At 52.5% G+C, this 22,951-nt stretch carries 22 protein-coding genes; 11 read left to right on the top strand and 11 right to left on the bottom strand.

From position 1 onward, the window contains the following. The first annotated feature begins 169 nt into the window (after positions 1-169). Positions 170-2,458 carry a bifunctional diguanylate cyclase/phosphodiesterase gene (locus DHN43_RS08285; RefSeq protein WP_208981975.1) on the top strand — a complete coding sequence of 763 codons (2,289 nt, stop codon included), beginning with the start codon at positions 170-172 and terminating at the stop codon, positions 2,456-2,458. A gap of 33 nt (positions 2,459-2,491) precedes the next feature. On the opposite strand, the gene DHN43_RS08280 is transcribed toward DHN43_RS08285, so the two are convergent. Next, complete coding sequence (locus DHN43_RS08280; protein WP_108818450.1) at positions 2,492-3,421, bottom strand: ArgK/MeaB family GTPase; 930 nt, start codon at positions 3,419-3,421, stop codon at positions 2,492-2,494. Positions 3,422-3,480: 59 nt separating this feature from the next. Beyond that, entirely contained in the window at positions 3,481-6,153 is a 2,673-nt protein-coding gene (ppdK, locus tag DHN43_RS08275; protein WP_108818287.1) for a pyruvate, phosphate dikinase, read from the bottom strand. Positions 6,154-6,479: 326 nt separating this feature from the next. Here ppdK and DHN43_RS08270 point away from each other — a divergent pair, with 326 nt between their 5' ends. From DHN43_RS08270 to DHN43_RS08255, 4 genes are all read left to right on the top strand, one after another. After that, positions 6,480-8,297 carry a tetratricopeptide repeat protein gene (locus DHN43_RS08270; protein ID WP_108818286.1) on the top strand — a complete coding sequence of 606 codons (1,818 nt, stop codon included), beginning with the start codon at positions 6,480-6,482 and terminating at the stop codon, positions 8,295-8,297. A 22-nt stretch (positions 8,298-8,319) separates the two neighbouring features. Continuing rightward, complete coding sequence (locus tag DHN43_RS08265; RefSeq protein ID WP_108818449.1) at positions 8,320-9,201, top strand: 4-(cytidine 5'-diphospho)-2-C-methyl-D-erythritol kinase; 882 nt, start codon at positions 8,320-8,322, stop codon at positions 9,199-9,201. 405 nt (positions 9,202-9,606) lie between these two features. After that, the gene (locus tag DHN43_RS08260; RefSeq protein WP_108818285.1) at positions 9,607-11,067 is read left to right on the top strand and encodes a catalase; all 1,461 of its coding nucleotides are present in this window, start codon (positions 9,607-9,609) and stop codon (positions 11,065-11,067) included. A gap of 104 nt (positions 11,068-11,171) precedes the next feature. Then, positions 11,172-11,492 carry a hypothetical protein gene (locus DHN43_RS08255; RefSeq protein ID WP_208995045.1) on the top strand — a complete coding sequence of 107 codons (321 nt, stop codon included), beginning with the start codon at positions 11,172-11,174 and terminating at the stop codon, positions 11,490-11,492. 98 nt (positions 11,493-11,590) lie between these two features. Here the strand turns inward: DHN43_RS08255 and DHN43_RS08250 are convergent, their stop codons facing one another. Both DHN43_RS08250 and DHN43_RS08245 read right to left on the bottom strand, forming a co-directional pair. After that, positions 11,591-11,788, bottom strand: coding sequence for a hypothetical protein (locus tag DHN43_RS08250; protein WP_063289552.1), 198 nt, complete (start codon positions 11,786-11,788; stop codon positions 11,591-11,593). A gap of 123 nt (positions 11,789-11,911) precedes the next feature. After that, positions 11,912-12,925, bottom strand: a complete 1,014-nt coding sequence (locus DHN43_RS08245; RefSeq protein ID WP_108818284.1) for a polyprenyl synthetase family protein — start codon at positions 12,923-12,925, stop codon at positions 11,912-11,914. Positions 12,926-13,120: 195 nt separating this feature from the next. On the opposite strand from DHN43_RS08245, the gene DHN43_RS08240 reads away from it, so the two are divergent. The 5 genes from DHN43_RS08240 to DHN43_RS08220 all read left to right on the top strand — a co-directional run bounded on the left by DHN43_RS08240 (position 13,121) and on the right by DHN43_RS08220 (position 16,969). Beyond that, complete coding sequence (locus tag DHN43_RS08240) at positions 13,121-13,345, top strand: putative signal transducing protein (RefSeq protein WP_057462549.1); 225 nt, start codon at positions 13,121-13,123, stop codon at positions 13,343-13,345. A gap of 91 nt (positions 13,346-13,436) precedes the next feature. Then, a complete protein-coding gene (locus DHN43_RS08235) occupies positions 13,437-14,240 on the top strand; it encodes a tRNA1(Val) (adenine(37)-N6)-methyltransferase (protein WP_108818283.1) in 804 nt (267 codons plus the stop codon). A gap of 115 nt (positions 14,241-14,355) precedes the next feature. Continuing rightward, positions 14,356-15,315, top strand: coding sequence for an AAA family ATPase (locus DHN43_RS08230; RefSeq protein WP_108818282.1), 960 nt, complete (start codon positions 14,356-14,358; stop codon positions 15,313-15,315). A gap of 9 nt (positions 15,316-15,324) precedes the next feature. Further along, positions 15,325-16,566: a vWA domain-containing protein gene (locus tag DHN43_RS08225; protein WP_108818281.1), complete on the top strand. Its 1,242-nt coding sequence runs from the start codon at positions 15,325-15,327 to the stop codon at positions 16,564-16,566. 73 nt (positions 16,567-16,639) lie between these two features. After that, positions 16,640-16,969, top strand: a complete 330-nt coding sequence (locus DHN43_RS08220) for a hypothetical protein (protein ID WP_057462552.1) — start codon at positions 16,640-16,642, stop codon at positions 16,967-16,969. A 78-nt stretch (positions 16,970-17,047) separates the two neighbouring features. Here the strand turns inward: DHN43_RS08220 and DHN43_RS08215 are convergent, their stop codons facing one another. Beyond that, entirely contained in the window at positions 17,048-17,428 is a 381-nt protein-coding gene (locus DHN43_RS08215; RefSeq protein ID WP_063292741.1) for a tautomerase family protein, read from the bottom strand. A gap of 95 nt (positions 17,429-17,523) precedes the next feature. Between DHN43_RS08215 and DHN43_RS08210 the strand changes: the two genes are divergently transcribed. Beyond that, on the top strand, positions 17,524-18,381 hold the full coding sequence (locus tag DHN43_RS08210) for a LysR family transcriptional regulator (RefSeq protein WP_208995043.1): 858 nt from the start codon (positions 17,524-17,526) through the stop codon (positions 18,379-18,381). An 11-nt stretch (positions 18,382-18,392) separates the two neighbouring features. Here the strand turns inward: DHN43_RS08210 and DHN43_RS08205 are convergent, their stop codons facing one another. The 6 genes from DHN43_RS08205 to DHN43_RS08180 all read right to left on the bottom strand — a co-directional run bounded on the left by DHN43_RS08205 (position 18,393) and on the right by DHN43_RS08180 (position 22,764). After that, a complete protein-coding gene (locus DHN43_RS08205; RefSeq protein WP_108818280.1) occupies positions 18,393-18,998 on the bottom strand; it encodes an AprI/Inh family metalloprotease inhibitor in 606 nt (201 codons plus the stop codon). Positions 18,999-19,048: 50 nt separating this feature from the next. Further along, a complete protein-coding gene (locus tag DHN43_RS08200) occupies positions 19,049-19,492 on the bottom strand; it encodes an AprI/Inh family metalloprotease inhibitor (protein ID WP_108818279.1) in 444 nt (147 codons plus the stop codon). 312 nt (positions 19,493-19,804) lie between these two features. Beyond that, entirely contained in the window at positions 19,805-20,275 is a 471-nt protein-coding gene (locus DHN43_RS08195; RefSeq protein ID WP_208986844.1) for an SRPBCC family protein, read from the bottom strand. Positions 20,276-20,431: 156 nt separating this feature from the next. Then, a complete protein-coding gene (locus DHN43_RS08190) occupies positions 20,432-20,986 on the bottom strand; it encodes a hypothetical protein (RefSeq protein ID WP_108818278.1) in 555 nt (184 codons plus the stop codon). A gap of 6 nt (positions 20,987-20,992) precedes the next feature. Further along, a complete protein-coding gene (locus tag DHN43_RS08185) occupies positions 20,993-21,478 on the bottom strand; it encodes a lysozyme inhibitor LprI family protein (protein WP_108818277.1) in 486 nt (161 codons plus the stop codon). A gap of 185 nt (positions 21,479-21,663) precedes the next feature. Beyond that, positions 21,664-22,764: a branched-chain amino acid ABC transporter substrate-binding protein gene (locus DHN43_RS08180; protein ID WP_057462558.1), complete on the bottom strand. Its 1,101-nt coding sequence runs from the start codon at positions 22,762-22,764 to the stop codon at positions 21,664-21,666. Positions 22,765-22,951 lie beyond the last annotated feature (187 nt).

The raw sequence follows: 22,951 nt of genomic DNA, 5'->3' as shown, positions 1-22,951 counted from the left end.
TTCACATAAATTTCCCAAGTGATCGATAAAACACGTCGGTTGTACAGGCTCACTCAAGCAAAATCTCCGAACATAAGCATGGGCAAGTGCGTTTTCGCATACAATCAAGAGTTTTAAAGGCAGCATGAGTAAATTGCCGATGGCGGGACAACCGAGTTCGAAAACTCCCATGACTTCAGCAGTGTTGGGCAGTACTTTCGGCAATACGATTACACGAGGCAAAAAAATCGGAGCCCGCATGATGGCTCTGTTGATCCTGTGTGTTGTAGCTGCAGCTTTGGCTGTTGGGTATCTGGCGTTCTACTGGTCAACCCAGCGTGCGCTCGACTTCGAGGTCGATAAAGAAGTTCGCCTCGTACAGAGCAACCTCAAAGTGTTCCGTAACGGGCTCGCAAATGAAGCAGAGCGCATCGCCATCTCAAACAAGGCATACGCTTCAGTCCTTTCAGAAGAAACCAACATCTTGCTGGATGAGGATCTGACACCAACCCCAAGCACTCGTGGTGATCGGGATATCTTCGTCATCCTCAACAAGGATATGAAGCCGCTATACACCTACCGTCGCGATCTGCCATGGCACAGTGAAGTCTTTGAAGATCAGCTCCGCGGCCAGCTTGATGCCACACTGTCTGAGCTGGAAACACGGGCTAACACGAAGCAAACGCAGTTCCGTGTACCTGAACCACTGCGCAGCCACGCCCCTCTGGCATTGAGCTTGCGCGATGTTGTTCTGGTTGATGGCGCAATCGGCCTCGCCACAGTTGCAGCAATCACTCCGTCAACAGCACCGCCAAAAGGTATGCCGACAGTTGCTGGTTATCTGCTTTGGGTACGATCACTGGACATCCGGTCCATCAGATCCTTTGAGGAATCAACGGGCTTGTCGGAAATGTTCATCACCACGAACAAGCCAAAAGCCGATTTCCAGCGTGTATCCCTGCCTTTGCTCCGCCGCAACGGCGAGATCATCGCCAACCTGAGCTGGAAAACCACCGCAGCCTCTGGCGCGATCTACACCAACTCATCACCGTATTTTCTGGGAACCATCATCGCTATCTTGCTGATGACGATTCTCATTCTGCTCCGCTACATCAAGATGACAGACCGCATCTTGCAAAATGAAGCAGATGCGACCCATGCAGCACTCCATGACGCCTTGTGTGGACTGCCCAACAGAACATGGTTCGAGATTTTTGCAGCAGACGTGCTGCGACGCGACCGACAAAAACAGCGTATTACTGGCATTGTATTTCTGGATCTGGACCATTTCAAACAGATCAACGACAGTTTGGGCCACTCCATCGGCGATGAAGTCATCAAACTCGTCGCCGAGCGCCTGAAAGTGTCGATCAACATGGAAGACCGGGTCGCGCGTGTCAGTGGAGATGAGTTCCTCATCGTACTGGCGCACCGCACCAACATGGACGAGATCATCGAAACCTGTATGTACATCGAGAAAATGCTCTCTGATGCCTTTAAGGTTGAGAAACACAAAATCCTGACCACGGCCAGCATGGGCGTTTCACTCTCCCCGTCGCATGGTCATGACCTGACTGAACTTTTGCGCAGAGCAGACATTGCGCTCTATCAGGCAAAGAAACTTGGCCGTGGCCGTTATGTGCTCTTTGAAAAGGAGATGGAGGACACCCTTCAGATCTCCCGCGAAATCGAAGAGGATATCAAACGCGCGCTCAATGCCAACGAATTCCAGAACTACTACCAGCCGATCATGGACAACACCGGCAAGAACATTCTGGCAGCCGAGGCCCTCATTCGCTGGAACCATCCGAAAAAAGGTCTTTTGCCACCAGCTGCATTTTTGCCGGTAGCTGAAGAATCCATGCTCATCAATCGCATCGGTGAATGGGTACTGGAGAACGCGATCAAGGATGGCTCCACCCTGAATGATGTCACCATGTGCGTGAACGTCTCTCCAACCCAGTTACGTCATCCGGAATTCCCTGAGCTGGTCAACACATTGCTGGAAAAATACCAGCTGGAACCTAACCGCCTGGAACTGGAAGTTACTGAAGACGTTCTCATCAACTACTCAGAAACAGTGGTTGAAGTCATCGAGCGCCTTCGTAATCTCGGCGTAAAAATTGCGCTGGATGATTTTGGAACTGGCTTCTCATCTCTCAGCTACCTGCGCCGCGATCTGTTCGACAAAATCAAGATCGATCGTTCCTTCATCAATGGTGCGGTGACTGATGCCAAAGCCAGAGAAATTCTGGCAAGCTCAATCACGCTGGGGCTTCGTCTTGGCATGGATGTGTGTGTTGAAGGCGTGGAAGAAGAAGAGCAAAAAGAACTGCTGCTCACCATGGATTGCCCAATGATGCAGGGTTATCTGTTCTCCCGCCCAATCCCACTTGGCAAGTTCCGTCTATGGCGTGATGACAGGGATGAAGAAGTGGAACAGAAGCCACGCAAAATCAGAGTGGGCGCAGCAGAATAATCTGCGCCCTTCGCGATCGGCTATCATCTCAAACTAGTTTTCAGAAAAACTCTTCCAGAACGCAGCAAATGTCTCGCTGGTTTCCTGCTTGAAAGCAAAAGGCCGCTTGGCCGCTTCCTCCCAGCGCACACCGGAATTTTTCAGCACAGCAACACCCTGTTGCCCAAACTGCATCTTAAGCTGGTCAACAAGCCAGGCCTTCACCTGATCACGGCGTTGAACCGCAAGACCACCATTATCGTGCAGCACAGAGTGATGTCTGTCGCTGGCCTCAATCAGCTCACTAAGGCCTCTGTTGTCCATTGCACTCAGCATCAACACAGGAACCTTCCAGTCCCCTCGCTTCGCACTCAAGCTCATAGCCCCTTCCACATCCGCACGGGCACGGCTGGCAACGTCCCCCATATCAGCCTTGGTCACGCAGATAATGTCCGGCAACTCCATGATGCCCGCCTTCATGAATTGAAGACTGTCACCAGATCCCGGCTGAATACAAAGCACGCAGGTATCAGCCACAAGAGCCACATCTGCCTCAGATTGGCCAATACCAACACTCTCCACGATCACACGGTCCATCACAGCCCGCATCAGGATCACCGCAGCAATTGCATGCTCGGAGAGCCCGCCAAGCCGGTCTCGCGCCGCCATGGAACGCACAAAAATCTTCTGATCTTCCGGATCTGTTGAAAGTCGTGTCCGGTCACCCAGCAACGATCCACCAGTCACCTGAGAAGAGGGATCAACCGCAATCACACCAACGCTTTTATCCACGCTGCGGTATTCCGAAATCATTGCATTTGTCAGGGTGGATTTCCCAACGCCGGGAGGTCCGGTCAGCGCGATCACATGCGCGATTGGGTTTTGCAACGCCTCATCCAGCAAAGAGATCAACTGAGGATGCCCCTCATAACTCTCAATAGCGCTGAGCAAACGTGCAAGAGCTGGCTTGCCGCCAGCTCTCAGGTCTTCCAGATTGGCAGGAGCCGACCGAGGCCAGCTCCTCCCCTTTTTCACAAAGCCACTCACCCCTTGTTCCGCTGTGCCAGCACTGCCTGAGCAGCAGCAAGACGCGCAACAGGAACACGGAATGGAGAACAGGACACGTAATTCAAACCAACAGTTTCGCAGAAGGCGATAGAGGCTGGATCACCCCCATGTTCCCCGCAAATACCAAGTTTGATATCAGCTTTCGTCTTACGGCCATTCGTGGCTGCAAGCTTCACCAACTGGCCAACGCCGTCCACATCCAATGAGACGAACGGATCTTTCTCCATCACCTTCCGTTCCTGGTACTTGCCCAGGAAGGACGCGGCATCATCACGAGAGATACCAAAGGTGGTTTGCGTCAGATCGTTGGTGCCAAAAGAGAAGAACTCGGCAGACGCGGCAATCTCTTCAGAAAGCAGCGCGGCCCGTGGCAACTCAATCATGGTGCCAACAGAGTACTCAGGCTTTTCGCCCAGCTCCTTGGCCACAACTGCAGCTGTACCGTCAATGCTCTCGCGAACAATATCCAGCTCGCTCTTCAAGCCAACCAGCGGCACCATAATTTCAGGTGCCACCTTGCGACCATGACGCTTGGAAACGTCAAGAGCGGCTTCAAAGATAGCCCGCGCCTGCATCTCTGCAATTTCCGGATAGGAAATCAGCAAACGGCAACCACGATTGCCGAGCATCGGATTAAACTCTTCCAGCTCTTCCGCACGCTCACGCAGCTCTTCCGGATCAATGTCCATCTGCTTGGCAACTTCAGCAATGTCCTCTTCCGTCTTAGGAAGGAATTCATGCAGTGGCGGATCAAGCAAACGAATGGTGACCGGACGATCAACCATCAGCTCAAAAATATCGATAAAGTCCTGACGCTGGATCGGAAGCAGCTTCGCAAGCGCAGCTTTGCGTTCTTTCACCGTGTCAGACAAGATCATTTCACGCACCGCAAGGATACGTTCGCCTTCAAAGAACATGTGCTCGGTACGGCACAGGCCAATACCTTCAGCTCCAAAAGAAAGCGCAACCTTCACATCAGCAGGTGTTTCTGCATTGGTGCGAATGTTCATGCGGCGAATGTTATCAGCCCATTCCATCAGCTTTTTGAAGTCACCGGAAAGCTCAGGTTCCTGCATTTGGACCTTGCCAGCAAGCACCTGGCCATTGCCGCCATCAATGGTGATTGTATCACCCTTGCCAAAGCTGCGACCGTCAACCGTCATGGTCTCATTACGGGCATCAACACGAATGGTTCCAGCGCCAGCAACACAAGGCTTACCCATACCGCGCGCAACAACAGCCGCGTGACTGGTCATTCCGCCACGTGTTGTCAAAATGCCTTCCGCAGCATGCATGCCGTGAATGTCTTCAGGGCTGGTCTCTGTACGAACCAGAATAACAGAGCGGCCATTGGCCTTTTCTGTTTCAGCATCGTCAGAGTTGAACACGATCGCACCGCAGGCAGCACCCGGTGAAGCTGGCAGACCAACAGTCAGCTCATCCCGTTCGCTGGCAGGGTCAATGGTCGGGTGCAGCAGCTGGTCCAGAGAAGACGGCGCAATACTCGCAACGGCTTCTTCTTTGGTGATCAGGCCGCTCTCAGCCATATCAACCGCAATCTTCAACGCAGCTTTCAGCGTCCGCTTGCCGTTACGGGTCTGAAGCATCCAAAGCTTGCCGTGCTCAACGGTAAACTCCAGATCCTGCATATCGCGGTAATGGGTCTCCAACCTGTCACAAACAGCCTGGAACTCCGCAAACACCTCAGGCATGGTCGCTTCAAGAGATGGTTTTTCAGAATGCGCCTCAATGCGGGCTTTCTCGGTGATGTCCTGCGGCGTACGAATACCCGCAACAACATCTTCACCCTGCGCGTTGATGAGGAACTCACCATAAAGCGCGTTTTCACCAGTGGACGGGTTACGGGTAAAGGCAACACCAGTCGCAGAGTTTTCGCCTGTGTTACCAAACACCATCGCCTGCACGTTCACTGCAGTGCCCCAGTCCTCTGGGATTTCATGCAGGGCGCGGTAAGTCTTGGCCCGTGGGATCATCCAGCTCTTGAACACGGCACCAACGGCACCCCAAAGCTGCTCTTCAGGATCCTCAGGGAAAGGACGACCAAGCTCTTCTTCAACCTTGTCCTTATAAGCCGCGACGATCTGTTTCCAGTCGTCACCGGTCAGGTCAGTATCAAGGGAGTAGTCGTGCTCGTCCTTAAAATCCTCCAGAATTTCTTCGAAGTGATCGTGGTCTACGTCCAACACCACATCAGAGTACATCTGGATGAAACGACGATAGCTGTCATAAGCAAACCGGTCATCGTTTGCATCTTTGGCCAGCGCTTCAACAGTCCGGTCATTGAGACCCAGATTCAGAACCGTATCCATCATACCCGGCATGGAAACACGGGCACCGGAACGCACAGACAACAGCAGCGGTTTGGTCGTGCTGTTGAACTTACGCTCTGTCAGCTCTTCAACAGCTGCAATAGCAGCATGAACCTGCTCTTTGAGCTCGGAAGGATACTGCTGACCTTCATCATAATAGTGCGTGCAAACTTGCGTTGTAATGGTAAAGCCGGGAGGGACAGGCAATCCTAGTCTGCTCATCTCGGCAAGGTTTGCACCCTTACCGCCCAGCAGCTCCTTCATAGAAGCATCGCCCTCGGTTTTGTTTTCTCCAAAGATGTAGACCCACTTGGTCATAACACCCCCCTTTATTGAGTGAGACGACAACCAATCTCACTTGGAATTGCACCACTGCCCACTATCTGCAATGAACAGGGTCATTATAGCAAGAGACTCAGACCTCGACCTTAGTGTTATTGCGTAAATACTTCTGAATTCTTGAGAAATATCAATATACTTACTTATCCGCAGATACTTGAAAAAATGTAGGTTCAATTGAAAGAATGTTCGGATACACTTAACAACATGCGGTGAGTTATCCGGCTGCTATAAAAACGCCATTCTTCGCTACTAACAGATTGATGTAATATTGAGTCGCAATCGGCTCTCAATGAGAGACATATATGACCCTGACAAGCTATTTTGCGCTGTTCCGCTCCAATTCTGCTTCTGCTCAGAACAATGGCCGTATGACCTATCATTCTGTTAATAAAAACAGATTCTCAAAAAGGGCCTTAATGGCCTCAGCGCTGGCGCTTGTTATGGTGAGCTCACCACTTGTTCCCGCTCAAAGCGCGAAGGCAAATTCCCAGTCCTTGCCGGCTGCAAGCTCCCTGTCAGGAAGTTACCTGTCAGGCAGAAGCGCCCTTCTCGCTCAGGATCTGGCCGCCGCGTCCAACTATTTCACCTCAGCTCTGCAAGGTGACCCGGATAATTTTTATATTCTCGACCGCGCATTTGTCACATCACTGGCAAACGGCAATGTCGAAAAAGCGCTCCCTCTGGCAAACCGCATTCTGGAAGAAGACAACGAGCACTTCCTTGCACAGCTGGCCGTTGCCGCGCAGCGCATTCATGAAGGTGACTTCACCACCGAACTGCCAGATGCCGTCACGCAAAACGTCAACCCGCTGTCCCGTCTGAGCTTTGCTCTTGTTTCAGCCTGGGTCAAAGCAGGTCAGGGTAAGACAGATGAAGCCATCGCAGATCTGACAAGCACCACCGGTGCCAAGTGGTTTGACCTCTTCATCAATTTCAACGCGGGCCTGCTGGCTGAATACAACAACAACCCGCATCAGGCCGCCGAGTTTTATAAGGCAGCCTACGAGATTGACCGCGGTGCCCTGCGCAACGCCATTTCCTACACCCGTATGCTCGCCGCCTCCGGCAGACAGCAAGAAGCGCTGGACATCGTTGCCGAATATGAGCAACTCATTCCAGAACATCCGCTTCTTGTCACTCTGAGAGAGAAGATTGAGAGCGGCGAGGTTATTGAATCCGTCGCTAAATCACCAGCTGAAGGACTGGCGGAAGCCTTGCACGGTCTCGGCATCGCAGTCAGCAAAGAAGGCGAAGAGCTCTCCGCAAATTACCTGCAACTCGCCGCCTACCTCAATCCGAAGAATGATTCAGCCCTGATTGGTCTGGCCTCATTGTTTGAGCAGCTTGGCGACAACGAGCGCGCCATTGAGTACCTGTCAGCGGTATCAGACGGCTCCCCAATGAAACGCGAAGCTGAAATCCAGATTGCGCTTCATTACAACATTCTGGATAATCTGGAAGAAGCCCGCGCCCATCTTGAAAAGCTGGTGGAATCCGATCCGACTGACATAGAGGCCATCACCTCTTTGGGCAACGTGCTGCGCGGCCATTCTCTCTTTGAGGAAGCAGAAACCTCCTACAATCAGGGCTTGGATACCCTCAGCGAAATTCAGGCAAATCACTGGACGATCCTGTATTTCCGCGGCATCACCCGCGAGCGTCAGGACAAATGGGACGCTGCTGAAGAAGACTTCCGCGAAGCTTTGACCCTCAAGCCTGAACAGCCAATGATCCTCAACTACCTCGGCTACTCCCTGGTAGATCGCGGTCTGAAGCTGGATGAAGCGCAGAAGATGATTGAGCGCGCTGTTCGCCTGCGTCCAACTGATGGATACATCGTCGACAGCCTCGGCTGGGTTTACTATCGCCTGGGTCGTTATGAAGAAGCCGCTGAAAAGCTGGAACGCGCTGTCGCTCTGCGTCCGCATGATCCAATCATCAACGATCACTTGGGCGATGCATACTGGCAAGTTGGTCGCAAACTAGAAGCCCGCTACAAGTGGAACCACGCCCGCGACCTTGAGCCGGAACCAGAAGACCTGAAGCGCATTCTCGATAAGATCGAAAATGGCATGGAAGACGCCGTTCCGGTCGTCGCAAGCTCTGCAGACAACAAATAGCTCATAACACGATCATATTATGATGACTTTGGAAGATACAAAGGCAGCACGGGTTGAGGAATTAGCCCGTGCCAAGGTGAACCTTGCCCTCCACATCACCGGTCAACGGGAAGATGGCTACCACATGCTCGACAGCCTTGTGGTGTTCCCTGAAATCGGTGACCAGATCTCGGTTGAACCAGCCCCCGACCTTTCACTCCAGATCACTGGAGAGTTCTCTGCGAAGATACAGGACGATCCTGCTGACAATCTGGTCATCAAAGCCGCAAACATGCTTGCAGAACACCTGCCCTCTGCATCAGGAGTTCAGATAGAGCTCGAGAAATCGCTCCCCGTTGCAGCAGGCATCGGCGGCGGGTCCGCGGATGCAGCCGCAACTCTGCGCGCGCTCACTAGAAGCTGGGGCGTGTCTCCGTCTCCAACAGACCTTGCCAAACTTGCCCTAAGTCTCGGCGCTGATGTGCCTATGTGTCTGGAAGAAAAGCCTGCCCGCATTCGTGGCATTGGGGAGATCATCGAACCGCTGACAGATCTCCCATCCGGAGCGATCGTTCTGGTCAATCCATTGATTGAGGTCTCCACTCCAGCCATTTTCCACACGCTGGAAAAGAAAAGTAACGCCCCGCTGCCGGAAATGCCAGAAGAGTTCGAGAGCATGAAAGCCCTCGCCAACTGGCTCAAATCCTGCCGCAACGACCTGCAAAAACCTGCTATCTCACAAGCGCCAGAAATCTCTGAGGTCCTCGACCTGCTGGCCTCCCAGCCAGATACCCTCCTCGCCCGCATGTCCGGCTCCGGCGCCACCTGCTTTGCCCTTGTTGAAACCTTAGAAGCCGCCCAAGCCATAGCCTCCCACTTGCAGGAAGCTAAAGGAAACTGGTGGATCAAGGCGGCACGGGTTTAGGCTGAGCGTGGAAACCAAACTTATGTGCATCCAGGCTTTGCCATAAGTCTCTTTTTAAAAGCCGTCTATGCTGCCAAGCGGTTTCGTGATGGGGGCTAACCTCCCCATCTTTTCACCCGGAGCAGACACGCCTTTACCCTTCACAGATTACCCCGATCATTCAGAAGCCGAGGAAAGTCTGCTGTGATCCGGTTTGCCTCGCAATTTTACCTTCAATCCAAAGTTGTCCTCACATACACGCCACAACAACTAGCTAAATTCCCAAAGGTAAACTCCTGATCTACCGTATCTTTTCAGCCGATGTTACAACATCATCAAGACAAGTTATGACTCAATAAGTTTATTTGATTTTGATTTTCTCCGCTCTGAAATCATCCTTCAGGCATAATAATATGCGGAGAGAATATGACTAATCAGCCCAAGTTGACCACTGCTTTTGGTTCCCCCGTCCCCGACAATCAGAACATTCAAACTGCAGGCCCCCGCGGTCCAGCTCTGCTGCAGGATGTTTGGTTCCTCGAAAAAATGGCCCACTTTGATCGTGAGGTTATTCCTGAGCGCAGAATGCATGCCAAAGGTTCTGGCGCTTATGGAACGTTCACTACAACCAATGACATCACCAAGTTCACTCGCGCTAAGATATTCTCTGAAGTTGGCAAAAAATCTGACTTGTTCATGCGTTTCTCGACAGTGGCAGGAGAACGTGGCGCTGCTGATGCAGAACGGGACATTCGCGGCTTCGCCATAAAGTTCTACACTGAGGAAGGCAATTGGGATCTGGTGGGCAACAACACACCAGTCTTCTTTCTCCGCGATCCGCTAAAATTTCCAGATCTGAACCATGCAGTGAAACGTGACCCGCGCACCAACATGCGCAGTGCCGATAACAACTGGGATTTCTGGACGAACCTGCCTGAAGCTCTGCATCAGGTCACAATCGTCATGTCAGACCGCGGCATTCCGGCGACTTATCGCCATATGCATGGATTTGGCAGCCATACCTATAGTTTCATCAACGCGGACAACGAGCGTTATTGGGTTAAGTTTCACTTTGAAACCCAACAAGGTATCAAAAACCTGACAGATGAAGAAGCCGCTCAAATCGTTGCAAATGATCGCGAAAGTCACCAGCGAGATCTATATGACAGCATCGAGAATGGCGAATTTCCGAAATGGACACTGTCAGTCCAGATTATGCCAGAAAAAGAGGCTGGTAATTATCACATTAATCCGTTTGATCTAACCAAAGTCTGGCCCAAGTCCGACTATCCGCTGATCGAAGTTGGCGTGCTTGAACTGAACCGAAATCCTGAGAACTACTACGCTGAAGTTGAGCAGGCTTCATTTGCGCCGTCCACAATTGTGCCCGGCGTCAGTTTCTCTCCCGACAAAATGCTTCAGGGCCGCCTGTTCTCTTATGGTGATGCTGCGCGGTATCGTCTTGGAGTTAATCACTCGCAAATCCCGGTCAATGCACCGCGCTGCCCATTCCATTCCTATCACCGCGACGGAGCCATGAGAGTTGATGGCAACAACGGTTCACGCATCGGATATGAGCCGAACATGTTTGGCGAATGGCAACAGCAACCAGATTTCTCCGAGCCACCACTTTCAATAGAAGGAGCTGCGGGTCATTGGGACCATCGGGAGGATGAAGATTACTACTCTCAGCCTGGCGCTCTTTTCCGCTCAATGAATGCAGATCAGAAAGAAGCTCTGTTTGCAAACACAGCCCGCTCGCTTAGCCCCGCACGTATCGAAATCCAACACCGTCATGTCCGCAACTGTTACCGCGCGGACCCTGCTTACGGCACAGGTGTTGCAGCTGCGCTCAACATCAGTATCGCAGATGTAAAAGACATCTAAATTACATTGATAACCAAAGATCAGGGGCTTTGCCCAAGCCGACCAACCAACCAATAAAGGCCCCTGATCCACAATTGCCGAAGTACATTCTAAGGGGAAATTCAATGGATTTCAAAGGTAACGATACCCGTATCAATCGACGCACGCTTATAACACGCGGTTCCACGATGGCTGTCGCCACAGGAGCATCTGTCGTTGCGAGCAATGCCTGGAGCGCGAGTCAAAATGAGGAAGACTTAAGCGCCAAAATCCTTCAGGTCATATCGGAGCTTGAAGCAGAAACAAATTCTGAGCTCGCAGCTATTACCTGGTCCAGACAACATATCGCGAACAGATTGCGAGCATCACTTAATTTGCCTATTGAACAGGAAGAGTACAACAAGAATTATCGGGATTATTACGACCACAAGCTGCAAAAGGTATGATTTAAAGTAGCTTTTTCAATGCACTGCTGCACTTTAACTTAAAACAGGCAGCAGTGCCAACCGCTATATAATTTAGATTTTTTGCTCAAAACACTTTTTCAACATCCGCCATCAAAACCAGTATGTGCTTTGCTGCGTATCATTTCTTTGGGATCATTACCTGTACCCGGAGTATGCGGGCCATGAACCTTAGGCTGCACAGTCTTCTTTGCACTCCTTACTTTCAAAAAGATGGCAAGTGCGAGCACAAAAATCACCACAGGAACTATAGTCAGCACAATCTGATTTGCAGTCATGTCGTCTCTCCATGCTCTATCAGTTGATCCTTGGTACACAAGTCACACTCCCAGTACAGCCAACAAAAAAGCGCCGGGCATTTCTGCTGCGGCGCTTTTCAATTTCTTCGAACTGCTCTCTGATCAGCTCACACGGGCAATACAGAAGTCGACGGCTTCTTTCAGCGCCTGCTTGGCAGGACCGTCTGGCAGGCTGGCCAGAGCGTCAATTGCAGATGCACCATAATCACGCGCTTTTTGAACCGTATCAGCCAGAGCACCAGTATCGTTCAGCAGCTTGATGGCATGATCCAGATCGCCGTCTTTGATGTCTCCATCTTCCAGACAACGTTTCCAGAACGCCTTGTCCTCATCGCTGCCACGCTCCATCGCGTAGATGACAGGCAGTGTGATCTTGCCTTCGTGGAAGTCGTCACCAACGTCCTTGCCAAGATCAACAGTCGCCCCGCCATAATCCAGCGCATCATCAACAAGCTGGAAGGCATAACCAAGCTCAAGGCCGAACTTGCGCGCCGCAGCACGCATCTCGTCACCTTTATCGGCAATCTCTGGGCTCACTTCGCACGCAGCTGCAAACAGAGCAGCTGTTTTAGCCTCAATCACCCGCAGGTACATCTCAAAGGTCGTGGTGGTATCCTGAGCGGCGCCCAGCTGAAGCACTTCACCTTCAGCAATGATCGCGGAGGCCTCAGACAGAATGCGCAGCGCTTCCAGAGAGTGCACATCAACCATCATCTTGAAAGCCTGACCAAGCAGATAGTCACCCACCAACACGCTGGCCTGGTTGCCCCAAAGCTTGCGAGCAGCCAGCTTACCGCGGCGCATATCGCTTTCATCGACAACATCATCATGCAGCAGAGTTGCCGTATGCATAAACTCTACAGATGCTGCAAGGATGACATGTCCCTCGCCTTCGTAGCCAAACATCTGTGCAAACGCCAGTGTCAGCATCGGGCGCAAACGCTTCCCACCTGAATCGATCAGATGGCGCGCAATTTCCGGGATCAGCTCAACATTAGAACCGGCTTTGGAGAGGATCAGCTCGTTCACCTTCTCCATGTCACCTGAAACGAGCTCTACGAGCCCCTGAATTCCAGCTGGTTTGGCTGTCTGAGATTGAAGACCAACAACGCCCACGGGATACCTCTATTTTGATTCCAACGGGACAATAGGTTGGTAGATAGTCTCGGGCAAGCTTTAGTAAGAATTTGCTGCCAATAAAGTAGTGTCGAAGGGATAATTTACCAATCACAATTAGTTTTTTTCACAATACCAACCCTAACCTGCATACTTTCTGGCAAAATAGGCAACTCTCTTCAAGAGGACATCATCGTGGAAGAACTCATCAGAACAACAGATCCCGTCCTCATCTCGCATCTTGAAGCCCTGCTGGGAGATGCCGAGATCATCTACTTTGTCGCCGACACCAACATGAGCATACTGGACGGCTCCCTTGGCTTTTTGCCGCGCAGGATCATGGTGGAAGCAGACCGTATGGATGAAGCTTGTCAACTTATGCGTGATGCTGACCTGGGACACTACCTAAAAGACGCGTGAAAACTTCTCTTTAGATAAACAATAGGGATTGCATGAAAACCGGCAGCCTGTATCAGTGCGTTATTGCGACTTTTCTTGATCCGGCGCCGCCATGACCAACCCTGAAACACCTCATTCTCAGCAGCAAACCACCAGGGACAAGTTCCTCGGCGGCAAAGTCATGGTTGAGCAACCTGCAAAAGGCCGTCATAGAGCCGGGCTTGATGCCGTCTATCTGGCCGCATCCCTGCCGCAAAGCACCACAGGCACGCTTTATGATCTGGGCACTGGCGTCGGCACTGCAGCTTTTTGCGCCGCCCACCGCCTGCCAAACATAACAGCCGTCGGTGTGGAGGTTGATCCCGTCACCGCAGCGCTGGCCCGCAAAGGCCTGTCCCTGCCGGAAAACGAAAGTTTTGCGGATCGCGTCTCCATTCTGGAATCCAACCTCACCGCAAAGGGAAGCATTCGCCACCAAAGCGGCCTTGGCTCTTCCATCGCGGATCATGTGATCATGAACCCGCCTTACTACGACAGCGCCCGCTTTCGCGTCACACCAAAGTCAGACCGTGCCCCAGCCCATGCGCTGGACGAACGTGGCATTGAGCCGTGGATCAAAACCGCGAAAGATCTGCTGAAGGACGGTGGAACGCTCTCCATCATCTTCAGAGCAGATGGCTTGCAAGATCTCCTCGACCCCATGCAACGCCGTTTCGGTGCCATCGATATCATCCCGATCCGCCCGACTGCAGACGCACCAGCCACCCGCATCATTGTCCGCGCGGTGGCAGCCAGCAAAGCTCCGCTCCAGATTCTGCCGGGCTTCACCCTGCATGAAGAAGCAGGCGGCACCTTCACACAGCAAGCCACCACCGTCATGCGCGATGGCATGGGCCTTGGCCTCACAAACCGTTGAGCAACACGGCTAACCTGCCGATAACAATCCGCTTTCAATATACGTTTTTCTCCCTATTATGATCGCAAGGCGCAAATCAAAGCGCAGCAGATGACAGGGCGGGAGCGGACTATTTATGAGCAGCAAGGTTGATCTACCAAACTCCATTGAGGAAACCCTCACGCTCTTAAGTTCTGGCGGGTATCTGGCAGATCGCGCACTCGCAACCGTGCTGCATCTGTCCCTGCGCATGAAACGTCCCCTCTTCCTTGAAGGCGAGGCAGGCGTCGGTAAAACCGAGATCGCCAAAGTCCTCTCAGCCACGCTCAACCGCCCGCTGGTCCGCTTACAGTGTTATGAAGGGCTGGACGTGTCCTCCGCCGTCTACGAATGGAACTATGCCGCCCAGATGGTCGAAATCCGCATGGCGGAAGCCTCCGGCAGCGTGAACCGTGAGAACCTCAATACAGCGCTCTACAGCCCTCGCTTCCTGATCAAACGCCCTGTCCTACAGGCGCTGGAAACTACAGAACGCGGCGCGCCTATCTTCCTGATCGACGAACTGGACCGCACCGACGAAGCCTTTGAGGCCTTCCTGCTGGAAGTGCTGGCAGACAGTCAGGTGACAATCCCGGAGTTGGGCACCATCACTTCTGATGAACCACCGATCACCATCATCACCACCAACCGCACCCGCGAGATTCATGACGCTCTGAAGCGCCGCTGTCTCTACCACTGGGTGGATTACCCGACAGCAGAGCGCGAGCTGCAGATCGTACAGACCAAACTGCCAACAGCCGCCGCAGCCCTTTCCGCTCAGGTCGTCGCCTTCGTGCAAAAGCTGCGGGAGGATGACGCCCTCTTCAAAAAGCCAGGCGTCGCCGAAACGCTGGATTGGGCCACGGCCCTCACCGAGCTGCAAGAGGTCGCGCTCGATCCGGAAATGGTGTCAGACACACTCGGCGTCCTGCTTAAGTATCAGGAGGACATCGACCGCATCAAAGGCTCCAGAACCCGTGCGATCCTCGATGAAATCCGCATGGAAGCCAATTCACAGGCCACCATTGCTGGCAGCATGCCTGCCCCAACAGCATAGCCTTGCCTGATGCAGGACACGCTCACCCCCGCTCCATCTCCGCGCCCACCCCACGGGCGCATCACCGAAAACATCGTCCACTTTGCCAGAACCCTGCGCAAAGCGGGCCTACCTGCTGGCCCGTCTTCTGTGGTGGATGCGGTGAGCGCGGTCACCATCAACGGGATTGAAAACAAGCAGGACCTCTATTGGACCCTGCATTCCGTCTTCGTCCACAAACGCGACCAGCAACCCGTCTTCGATGAAGCCTTCCGCCTTTACTGGCAAAGCAAAGGCCTCGTTGAAAAGATGCTGGCGCTACTGTCTCCGGTCGCCCCTGCCGGACAACGCGAGCCTGAAAAGCCACGCACCGCACAATCCCGCGTCGCCAATGCCTTTGAGGCCAACAAGCAGCGCGAGGCCAAAGAAACCAAACCACTGGTGGAAGTCGACGCCCGCTTCACGGTCTCGGAGAAGGAAGTCCTGCAAAAGAAGGACTTCGCCCAGATGACAGCTGAGGAGATCGCGGAAGCACGCAGATCCCTCGCCCGCCTCACCATGCCAGCAGATCAGGTCCGTTCCCGTCGCTTCAAACCCGTCCATTCGCACACTCTGGGCAAACAGGTGGATGCCAGAAGAACCATGCGCGCCACACTCAAGGCTGGTGGCTCCATCATCGATCTCAAGCACAAAGCGCCCGCGCAGGTTCATCCACCCGTGGTCGCCCTCTGCGATATATCGGGCAGTATGAGCCAGTATTCACGCATCATGCTGCACTTCCTGCATGCTCTGTCAGAAAAGCGCAAAACCCACACCTTCCTGTTTGGCACACGGCTCACCAACATCACCCGCGCCCTGCGTATGAAAGACCCTGATGAGGCCCTCGCTGCCTGTACGGATGAAGTGGAGGACTGGTCCGGCGGCACCCGCATTGCCAGCTCGCTGCAAACCTTCAACCGCACCTGGCTCAGACGTGTCTGCCACGGCGGACCAATCGTCCTGCTCATCACTGATGGGCTGGAACGGGAAGCTTATGATGAATTGTCCGTTGAGATGGACCGTCTCCACAGATCATGCAGGCGACTCATCTGGCTCAATCCGCTGCTGCGCTACGACAAGTTTGAGGCCAAAGCACGCGGAATTCAGGCAATACTGCCACATACCGATGAGTTTCGGGCAATCCATTCATTGGATGCGGTCAAAGATCTTTGTCTGGCGCTGAATGACAAGCGCATAAATAGTTCATATGATGCCACCAAGAGATTCCTCTAGCGCACATTCCCGGCAAACCTTCGGCTCGCCTGCGTGAGACCACGCAGAAAGCCCAACCTTTCTGTCAGATCCGATGACATTCAAAGTACTTCTGCACATTGTAAAAACAGTATCAGCAATCTACGCCAAACGGTTCAACATCAACCGTGATGAGATCTGGTATCTTGCGAAACTTCAGGAAGAGCTCGGAGAGCTGACGGCAGCCCATTTGAAGGCCACCCGCCGCGGACGTTCCGGTTCAGCAACTCCAAAAGAGCTGCATATGCAAAAGGAAGATGAAGCAGCAGACCTGCTAGCCCACCTTCTGCTTTATGCAGACCGCAATGATCTCGATCTGGAAAAGGCAATCCGCCGCAAATGGATGGCCCACCTTCCAGCCGAAATCATGGACAAGCAGGTCTGATACACCCACGTATCAAACCCCTCTCAGCGTTGTCACCTCCTTCATTGGCTTTCAAATGCGCCATGAAAGGCAATGGTGTCACGCGTATTGAGCAATGCCGTTGCCAAGCGACCAGTTCTCCTTTTCCACCTCAATCAAATTTATAAAGACATCCTCTGACCGGATTTGAGGTTTCTCTCCAAGCAGCTCGACAATGCGTTGAAACAGAGCCTTCTTCTGCGCGGAGCTGCGGGTGTTGTTGAGCGTAATCTGGATAAAAACCAGATCCTCACTACGGGCAATATCAAGATATGAGCCGCCAAACCGAAAATTGGCACTGGTATGCTCTGTAATCGCCATAAACTGGTTGTCCTCTGGCGTCTCAAGCGCATCACGCATGGCATGATAAACACCATCAAAAATCGCCTGCCGGTAAACATCAGATTTTCCTGACCGCAATGAGATATGAACAAGTGGCATCAGCGTTTCCTCCTCTGGTTCGCTGAGGCAACTCTAGACGCGACTTTAATATTTGAATATACAATCACTAACTATATCAGAAATTGAAATTCTAAATGATTGATCGCCCGCTTGACCTCGACGCAGTGCGCACATTTGTTAAAATTGCAGAACTTGGCAGCTTCACTCAGGCTGCTGAGGCCATGCAGACGACCCAATCAACTGCAAGCCTGAAGCTAAAACGGCTGGAGAAACGGTTAGGCAGTCAGCTCATAGATCGAACCCCTCGGTACGTGCAGCTGTCTGCACAAGGCGTGACGTTTCTGGAACATGCGCGGGAACTATTAAAACAACACGACCATGCACTGGCCTCCCTCACCAATGCCCGTCAGCGATTGACCATCGGCATCAGTGATCATGTTGCAGGGCCAGAACTTCCAATGCTGATCGCCCGCATGAACGCGCAGGATCCAGAACTCCTGATTGAAATACGGATTGGCTCCTCAGGCGACCTGCTGAAAAGCTTTGACCGGCAGGAACTCAACACAGTGATTGTGCGCCAGCACGAAAGCAGAGAAGATGGCAAGCTGATCGCAAATGAGAAGTTCGGCTGGTTTGCCTCGCAAGACTGGCAGCCTCGGGCCAACGAGCCCCTACCCGTTGCCACCATGCCGGAACCCTGCGGCGTGCGCATCATGGCTGGACACCTGCTCGATCAGGCCGATATTCCATGGAGGGAGGTCTTCGTTGGCGGCGGCGTCACTGCTGTATCAGCCGCCGTGATGGCTGGGTTGGGCGTAGCAGCTCTCGCTCGCCGTATGCTGCCAATTGGCGCAATTGATGTGGGAGAAAAGCTCGGCCTGCCTGATCTGCCCACCTTGCCAATCATGCTGCATACAAGAGTTCGCAGCGGAAAACCCAGTGAAGCGGTCACCGCACTCACCACTGCCCTCAAAAGCGCAATGCCAGACTAAGCCTCGCTCATCTATCGCGCGATGGTGATTGGTTTGCTGTTGCTTGCCAGTTGACCCTCCCAGCGGTTCCATTCTGTCATGCGCATGCTGCCTTTGGCGCGGGAGAAGTTGTCAAACAAAACAAGCTCTTGCCCTTTCATGCGCCAGTTGGACACAAAGAACAGATCCCCATCCATGCAGTGATTGAACTTGGCAGAGTAGCCATTATCCTTAGGTTCTGTACCGAGTGTCAGTTCACAGACACGCTCATCAGAGGTCAGATAAACGGTCCAGCCGCCAACCATATCCTTCACCTGCACAATAGGCTGCGAACTGCGTTCCTCTTTCTTTCCAAGAGCTGCAGCTGCAACCACACCAGCCAGAAACGCCGTCGCAGTACCTGGATCAACAGTCGCCTGAGCTGAACTGCTTGTCGTCTTTGTGACAACAGTGCCATCTGCCTTAGTTTCCATATTACTTTGTGTGGTCTGCTCCTGTGCGACAACACTCTGGTTGGAAGCAGCATTGGCAGGCGGTTGCGCAGCAGGTGTAGGCGCAGCATAGGGTCCAGCACCTCCCCCGGCACTTTCGCAACCTGCAAGCGCCAACAAGCTCCCGACAACAATAAACCTCTTCATTTCATTCCCCCCAAAGAATTCACCCCAAATCTCTGTAATCTATCGTCTTGTCAGTTTCCCAGGCGAACAAGACCAAGCGCAGGGGCCCCACCCTCTTGCGCTTCCTCCCAGCGGCCATTCCCGCTTTCATGAAAGGACCCGATCACTTCATTTCTGTGATCGAACAGAACCAGAGCGTCCTGCCTCACATTCCACGCCCATACATTTGGCGTACCGGAACACACAGAACTTGCTGCATAATTTCCACCAAACTGTGCTGTTTTCAGTTGGAGTGCGCACGGGTTTTGCCCCTCACCGCGCATCACAGACCATTTGCCTGCAAGCACAACAACAGTTGCCAGCTCTTCAGCCGTTTTCTGAGCACTCACAACGGTTGGTTTTGCGTTAGAATTTTTAGCCGCCGCCTCGGTGAGATCAGGAGTTTCGCCGACATAGTTCGGCACACAGCCTGCCACTGCAAAACCTATTGAAATAATGAAGGTTTTGAACCGCATGAATACCCCTGATCATGCACAGACAAGCACTCAAACACCCCACACTTGCTGCCTGCACCCACTCCACCAATTTTCCCAATATAGAAAAATTGAATTAAATTGATAATTTAACCTAGTAAATCTGAAAGTGATTTGAACAGGGCAAACTCTGAAGTATTCACTATTAAAGTGAGTTCCTCATACGCATCACAGCAGTCAACACTATGAATACATACTGCATTTCAGACAATTACAAAGAGGGTGCACCATAATACTGCGAACGGGATATCACCCTTCTTTGACAGGGCCACAGAAAGCATCTTCCTGAGGCAATCACGCCTCCGAGTTCTCGCGCTTTGAGCTCTCCAGATACCCTGCCAGCTGAGCCAGAGAAGCCTGCCAGCCTCCGCGCGTTGCTTCAATCATGTCCGCGCCGACCATCGACGTCACCTGTATGGTCACGCGAAGCTCGGTAGCACCTCCTTGTTCTTCCATGACAACAGCGATCAAAGAGACGCTCAACAGCATATCACTGGTTGAAACCAGCTCTGTAAACAGTAAGCAATCCGGAGCTCTGATATCATGATAGCGTGTCTCAACGCGAAACCGTAAATCGCCCTTTTGACCGCACTGATGAATATCTAGGCCACCAACGCGAAAATCATTTTCAAGAAACTCAATGGCTTCGTCATCGGAAGGCACTCCCCACACCATTCGGGCCTTCGGCTCTTCCCATGCTGAGAACACATCCGCAGCAGATGCCTCCAGCACAGCACTGATCTCTATCGTGTCATGGGTAATCATCTGGCTCACAGTCCCTTTATGCCCTCGCGTAAGAGATAACCAATCCTACTCGCTTTTCTCAAAAGGGAAACCCGGTTCACGAGTAAAAATAGGCGAAAATGGGCTTCGATAAACGCAAGTACGCTTTAGGGAAGTTGCACAGGACTGAAAGGCGGATCACCCTTCCTGGACAGGGCGACAAAAGGATCCGGATTCCTGGATTGCCTCAAGAGGGACCAGATTCAGCATGTACTGGTCGGCTTCCACACCTGAGTGACCAAGCGCAACAAATTGATAGACACCATCCAGCCAGCATCCATCCTGCACAAACTCAGGCAGCTCGTAAAAGTCCAGAGAGCGCACTGCATCCTGCGGGCCATTGTCATCAACCAGCCATTCGATAACCAGTGGTGTAGACTGCCCGGTACTGGTCTTGATCTGGGTAAGTTCCTCGCGCAAAGCAGAACAATACTGTTCATCCAGATTGCCCAGCTTCACCCTTAAATGCCCCATCAGACCATGATAGGCAGGAGGTGGAGCGGTGACACTGTAAGCAAACGGCCTCGCCTCTTCGCCGGCAGGCACGTCAACAGGTATTGCAGTCACCTCCCAACGCGGGACAGGCGTCTTGCCATCCCCTGCTTTACAAAGTGGCAGGTCAACCTGCTGGGCCGCCTCTACGGAGCCAACCCCAAAAACTGAAAAGACAATCACACATACCCATAATCTCATATGGTCCTAGTTCCCTAATGGTGTCGCAAATTCAGAAAGCTGTAGCGCCCAAAGCGCCGTTAAACGGTTGTAGCATTCCATGCCCAGAACGGGAGCAAGCGTTCCCTTTGGGTTCATGGCATACGGAATATTGCAGGTGTTGTTGCGAAAAGCCTTCCAGTTCCGACCAGCTTCAACAAGCGCGGTCTTGGTGGGCTTGTTCTCATTCCGCCTCAACTCCTTCTCAGAACTCAAAATCATCTTTTCCCAAAGTGCTGTTTCGCGCGAATAGCATTCCCGCATACCCATGCTGGTCTGGTCCTGCAACTTCATGGCGCAATGTTCAAAGACCTTTCCAATGCACTGAACTCTGTCGTTGAACACAAGCCCCCCTTTTCGCAGGCACTCATGAAACTCCTTGATTTCTTCAGGTCGCGGCGTGTTAGGCCCTTGCGCGGCAGCAACGCCGGAAGAACAAAGAAATGCAATCAACACCAAATATCGAATGATCATTGGGCACCTTCAATAAACAAGGCGTCAGTGTACGCGCGGAACCTTAAGCCAGAAGTAGCCAATAAGAACAGAGCGCATTCAACCTTAACGACGCTCTTCCAACCTCCCTAAACTCCAACAAAAAAGGGTCCCGGAGCATCGCCCCGGAACCCTCACAAAACCTGAATGAACTCAGGCTTTAAATCTTAGCGGTAACCGTAGGAACCGTCTTTCCACTCGTACCAAACGTAACCTGGCAGAGACACATCGCCCTTCTCGTTGAAGGACAGCTCACCAAGAACGGTGTCGAACTTGCCAGCATTCAGCTTCTCTACAACTGCATCATAGTCGGTAGAACCAGCTTCAGCCGCAGCTTTCGCCCATGTCTGGATCGCAGCATAGGTGTAAAGAGCGTAACCTTCAGTGGTTTTGCCAGCAGCTTCAAGAGCAGCTACAACAGCAGCAGCTTCAGCGTTGTTACGTGGGTCCGGCGGGAAGGTCATCAGTGTGCCTTCACCAGCTGGGCCAGTGATGGACCAATACTCGTCAGTCACAAGAGCATCACCGGAAACCAGAATGGTGTCCATGCCCTGATCAACCATCTGACGCTTCATCAGACCAGCTTCAGTGTGGTAACCACCAACGTAAAGAACGTCGACTTTTTCAGACTTCAGCTTGGAAACCAGCGCGGTGTAATCTTTTTCACCAGCGGTATAAGCTTCATAAAGCGCTTCCTGCTTACCAGCAGCGTTCATCACAGCCTTAGTCGCGTCAGCAAGACCTTTACCGTAAGCAGTCTTGTCGTGGATCACAGCAATGTTCTGACCGCCGAACTCAGTCGCAAGCGTCGTACCGGCAACTCTGCCCTGCTGGTCATCACGACCACACACACGGTAAGTACCAGGTCCTGGACGCTCGTCAGTGTACTTCGGGTTGGTGGATGCTGGAGTGATCTGGATGATACCCTCTTCAGCATATACCTGAGAAGCTGGGATGGAAGAACCGGAGCAGAAGTGACCAGCCATGAAGGCTACGTTCTTACCAACCATCTGGTTGGCAACAGCAACAGCCTGCTTAGGATCACATGCATCATCGCCAACTTCCAAAACAAGCATCTCGCCGTTCACACCGCCAGCAGCATTGATGTCAGCAACAGCCTGTTCAGCACCAGCTTTCATCTGCGCACCAAACGATGCGTACTGACCAGTCATTGGGCCTGCAGTAGCAATAGTGATTTCAGCCATAGCTGCGCCAGAGATTGCCATAGCAGCAACACCGGCAACGCTTGCCAAAAGATACTTTTTCATAAAAAACTCCCCGAGTCAGGTGCATTTCTCAATTGAAATTGAGCGGGAAACGCAATCGTCTCCCACCAGAGCAGGCAAACCCCTCGCCTGCTCAATGCTTCCGACAATGAGACCTCTCCGTACTCATCATCTGGATGCCTAGCCAGTCACCAGTGTGACCCAGAACTGACCGAATGCGCAACAATTA

Origin of the sequence: Pseudovibrio sp. Alg231-02 (genome assembly GCF_900143565.1) — a bacterium.
Classification (GTDB): domain Bacteria; phylum Pseudomonadota; class Alphaproteobacteria; order Rhizobiales; family Stappiaceae; genus Pseudovibrio.
The sequence above is the reverse complement of the archived record's forward strand: the minus strand, read 5'-3'. Positions and strand labels throughout refer to the sequence as shown.

Coding starts and splice junctions, on each gene's coding strand:
- DHN43_RS08205 (WP_108818280.1), bottom strand. CDS start 18,998: ATGAAGAGGTTTATTGTTGTCGGGAGCTTGTTGGCGCTTGCAGGTTGC.
- DHN43_RS08210 (WP_208995043.1), top strand. CDS start 17,524: ATGATTGATCGCCCGCTTGACCTCGACGCAGTGCGCACATTTGTTAAA.
- DHN43_RS08190 (WP_108818278.1), bottom strand. CDS start 20,986: ATGAGATTATGGGTATGTGTGATTGTCTTTTCAGTTTTTGGGGTTGGC.
- DHN43_RS08230 (WP_108818282.1), top strand. CDS start 14,356: ATGAGCAGCAAGGTTGATCTACCAAACTCCATTGAGGAAACCCTCACG.
- DHN43_RS08235 (WP_108818283.1), top strand. CDS start 13,437: ATGACCAACCCTGAAACACCTCATTCTCAGCAGCAAACCACCAGGGAC.
- DHN43_RS08195 (WP_208986844.1), bottom strand. CDS start 20,275: ATGATTACCCATGACACGATAGAGATCAGTGCTGTGCTGGAGGCATCT.
- DHN43_RS08220 (WP_057462552.1), top strand. CDS start 16,640: ATGACATTCAAAGTACTTCTGCACATTGTAAAAACAGTATCAGCAATC.
- DHN43_RS08285 (WP_208981975.1), top strand. CDS start 170: ATGACTTCAGCAGTGTTGGGCAGTACTTTCGGCAATACGATTACACGA.
- DHN43_RS08250 (WP_063289552.1), bottom strand. CDS start 11,788: ATGACTGCAAATCAGATTGTGCTGACTATAGTTCCTGTGGTGATTTTT.
- ppdK (WP_108818287.1), bottom strand. CDS start 6,153: ATGACCAAGTGGGTCTACATCTTTGGAGAAAACAAAACCGAGGGCGAT.
- DHN43_RS08185 (WP_108818277.1), bottom strand. CDS start 21,478: ATGATCATTCGATATTTGGTGTTGATTGCATTTCTTTGTTCTTCCGGC.
- DHN43_RS08200 (WP_108818279.1), bottom strand. CDS start 19,492: ATGCGGTTCAAAACCTTCATTATTTCAATAGGTTTTGCAGTGGCAGGC.
- DHN43_RS08225 (WP_108818281.1), top strand. CDS start 15,325: ATGCAGGACACGCTCACCCCCGCTCCATCTCCGCGCCCACCCCACGGG.
- DHN43_RS08265 (WP_108818449.1), top strand. CDS start 8,320: ATGACTTTGGAAGATACAAAGGCAGCACGGGTTGAGGAATTAGCCCGT.
- DHN43_RS08255 (WP_208995045.1), top strand. CDS start 11,172: ATGGATTTCAAAGGTAACGATACCCGTATCAATCGACGCACGCTTATA.
- DHN43_RS08270 (WP_108818286.1), top strand. CDS start 6,480: ATGACCCTGACAAGCTATTTTGCGCTGTTCCGCTCCAATTCTGCTTCT.
- DHN43_RS08180 (WP_057462558.1), bottom strand. CDS start 22,764: ATGAAAAAGTATCTTTTGGCAAGCGTTGCCGGTGTTGCTGCTATGGCA.
- DHN43_RS08215 (WP_063292741.1), bottom strand. CDS start 17,428: ATGCCACTTGTTCATATCTCATTGCGGTCAGGAAAATCTGATGTTTAC.
- DHN43_RS08260 (WP_108818285.1), top strand. CDS start 9,607: ATGACTAATCAGCCCAAGTTGACCACTGCTTTTGGTTCCCCCGTCCCC.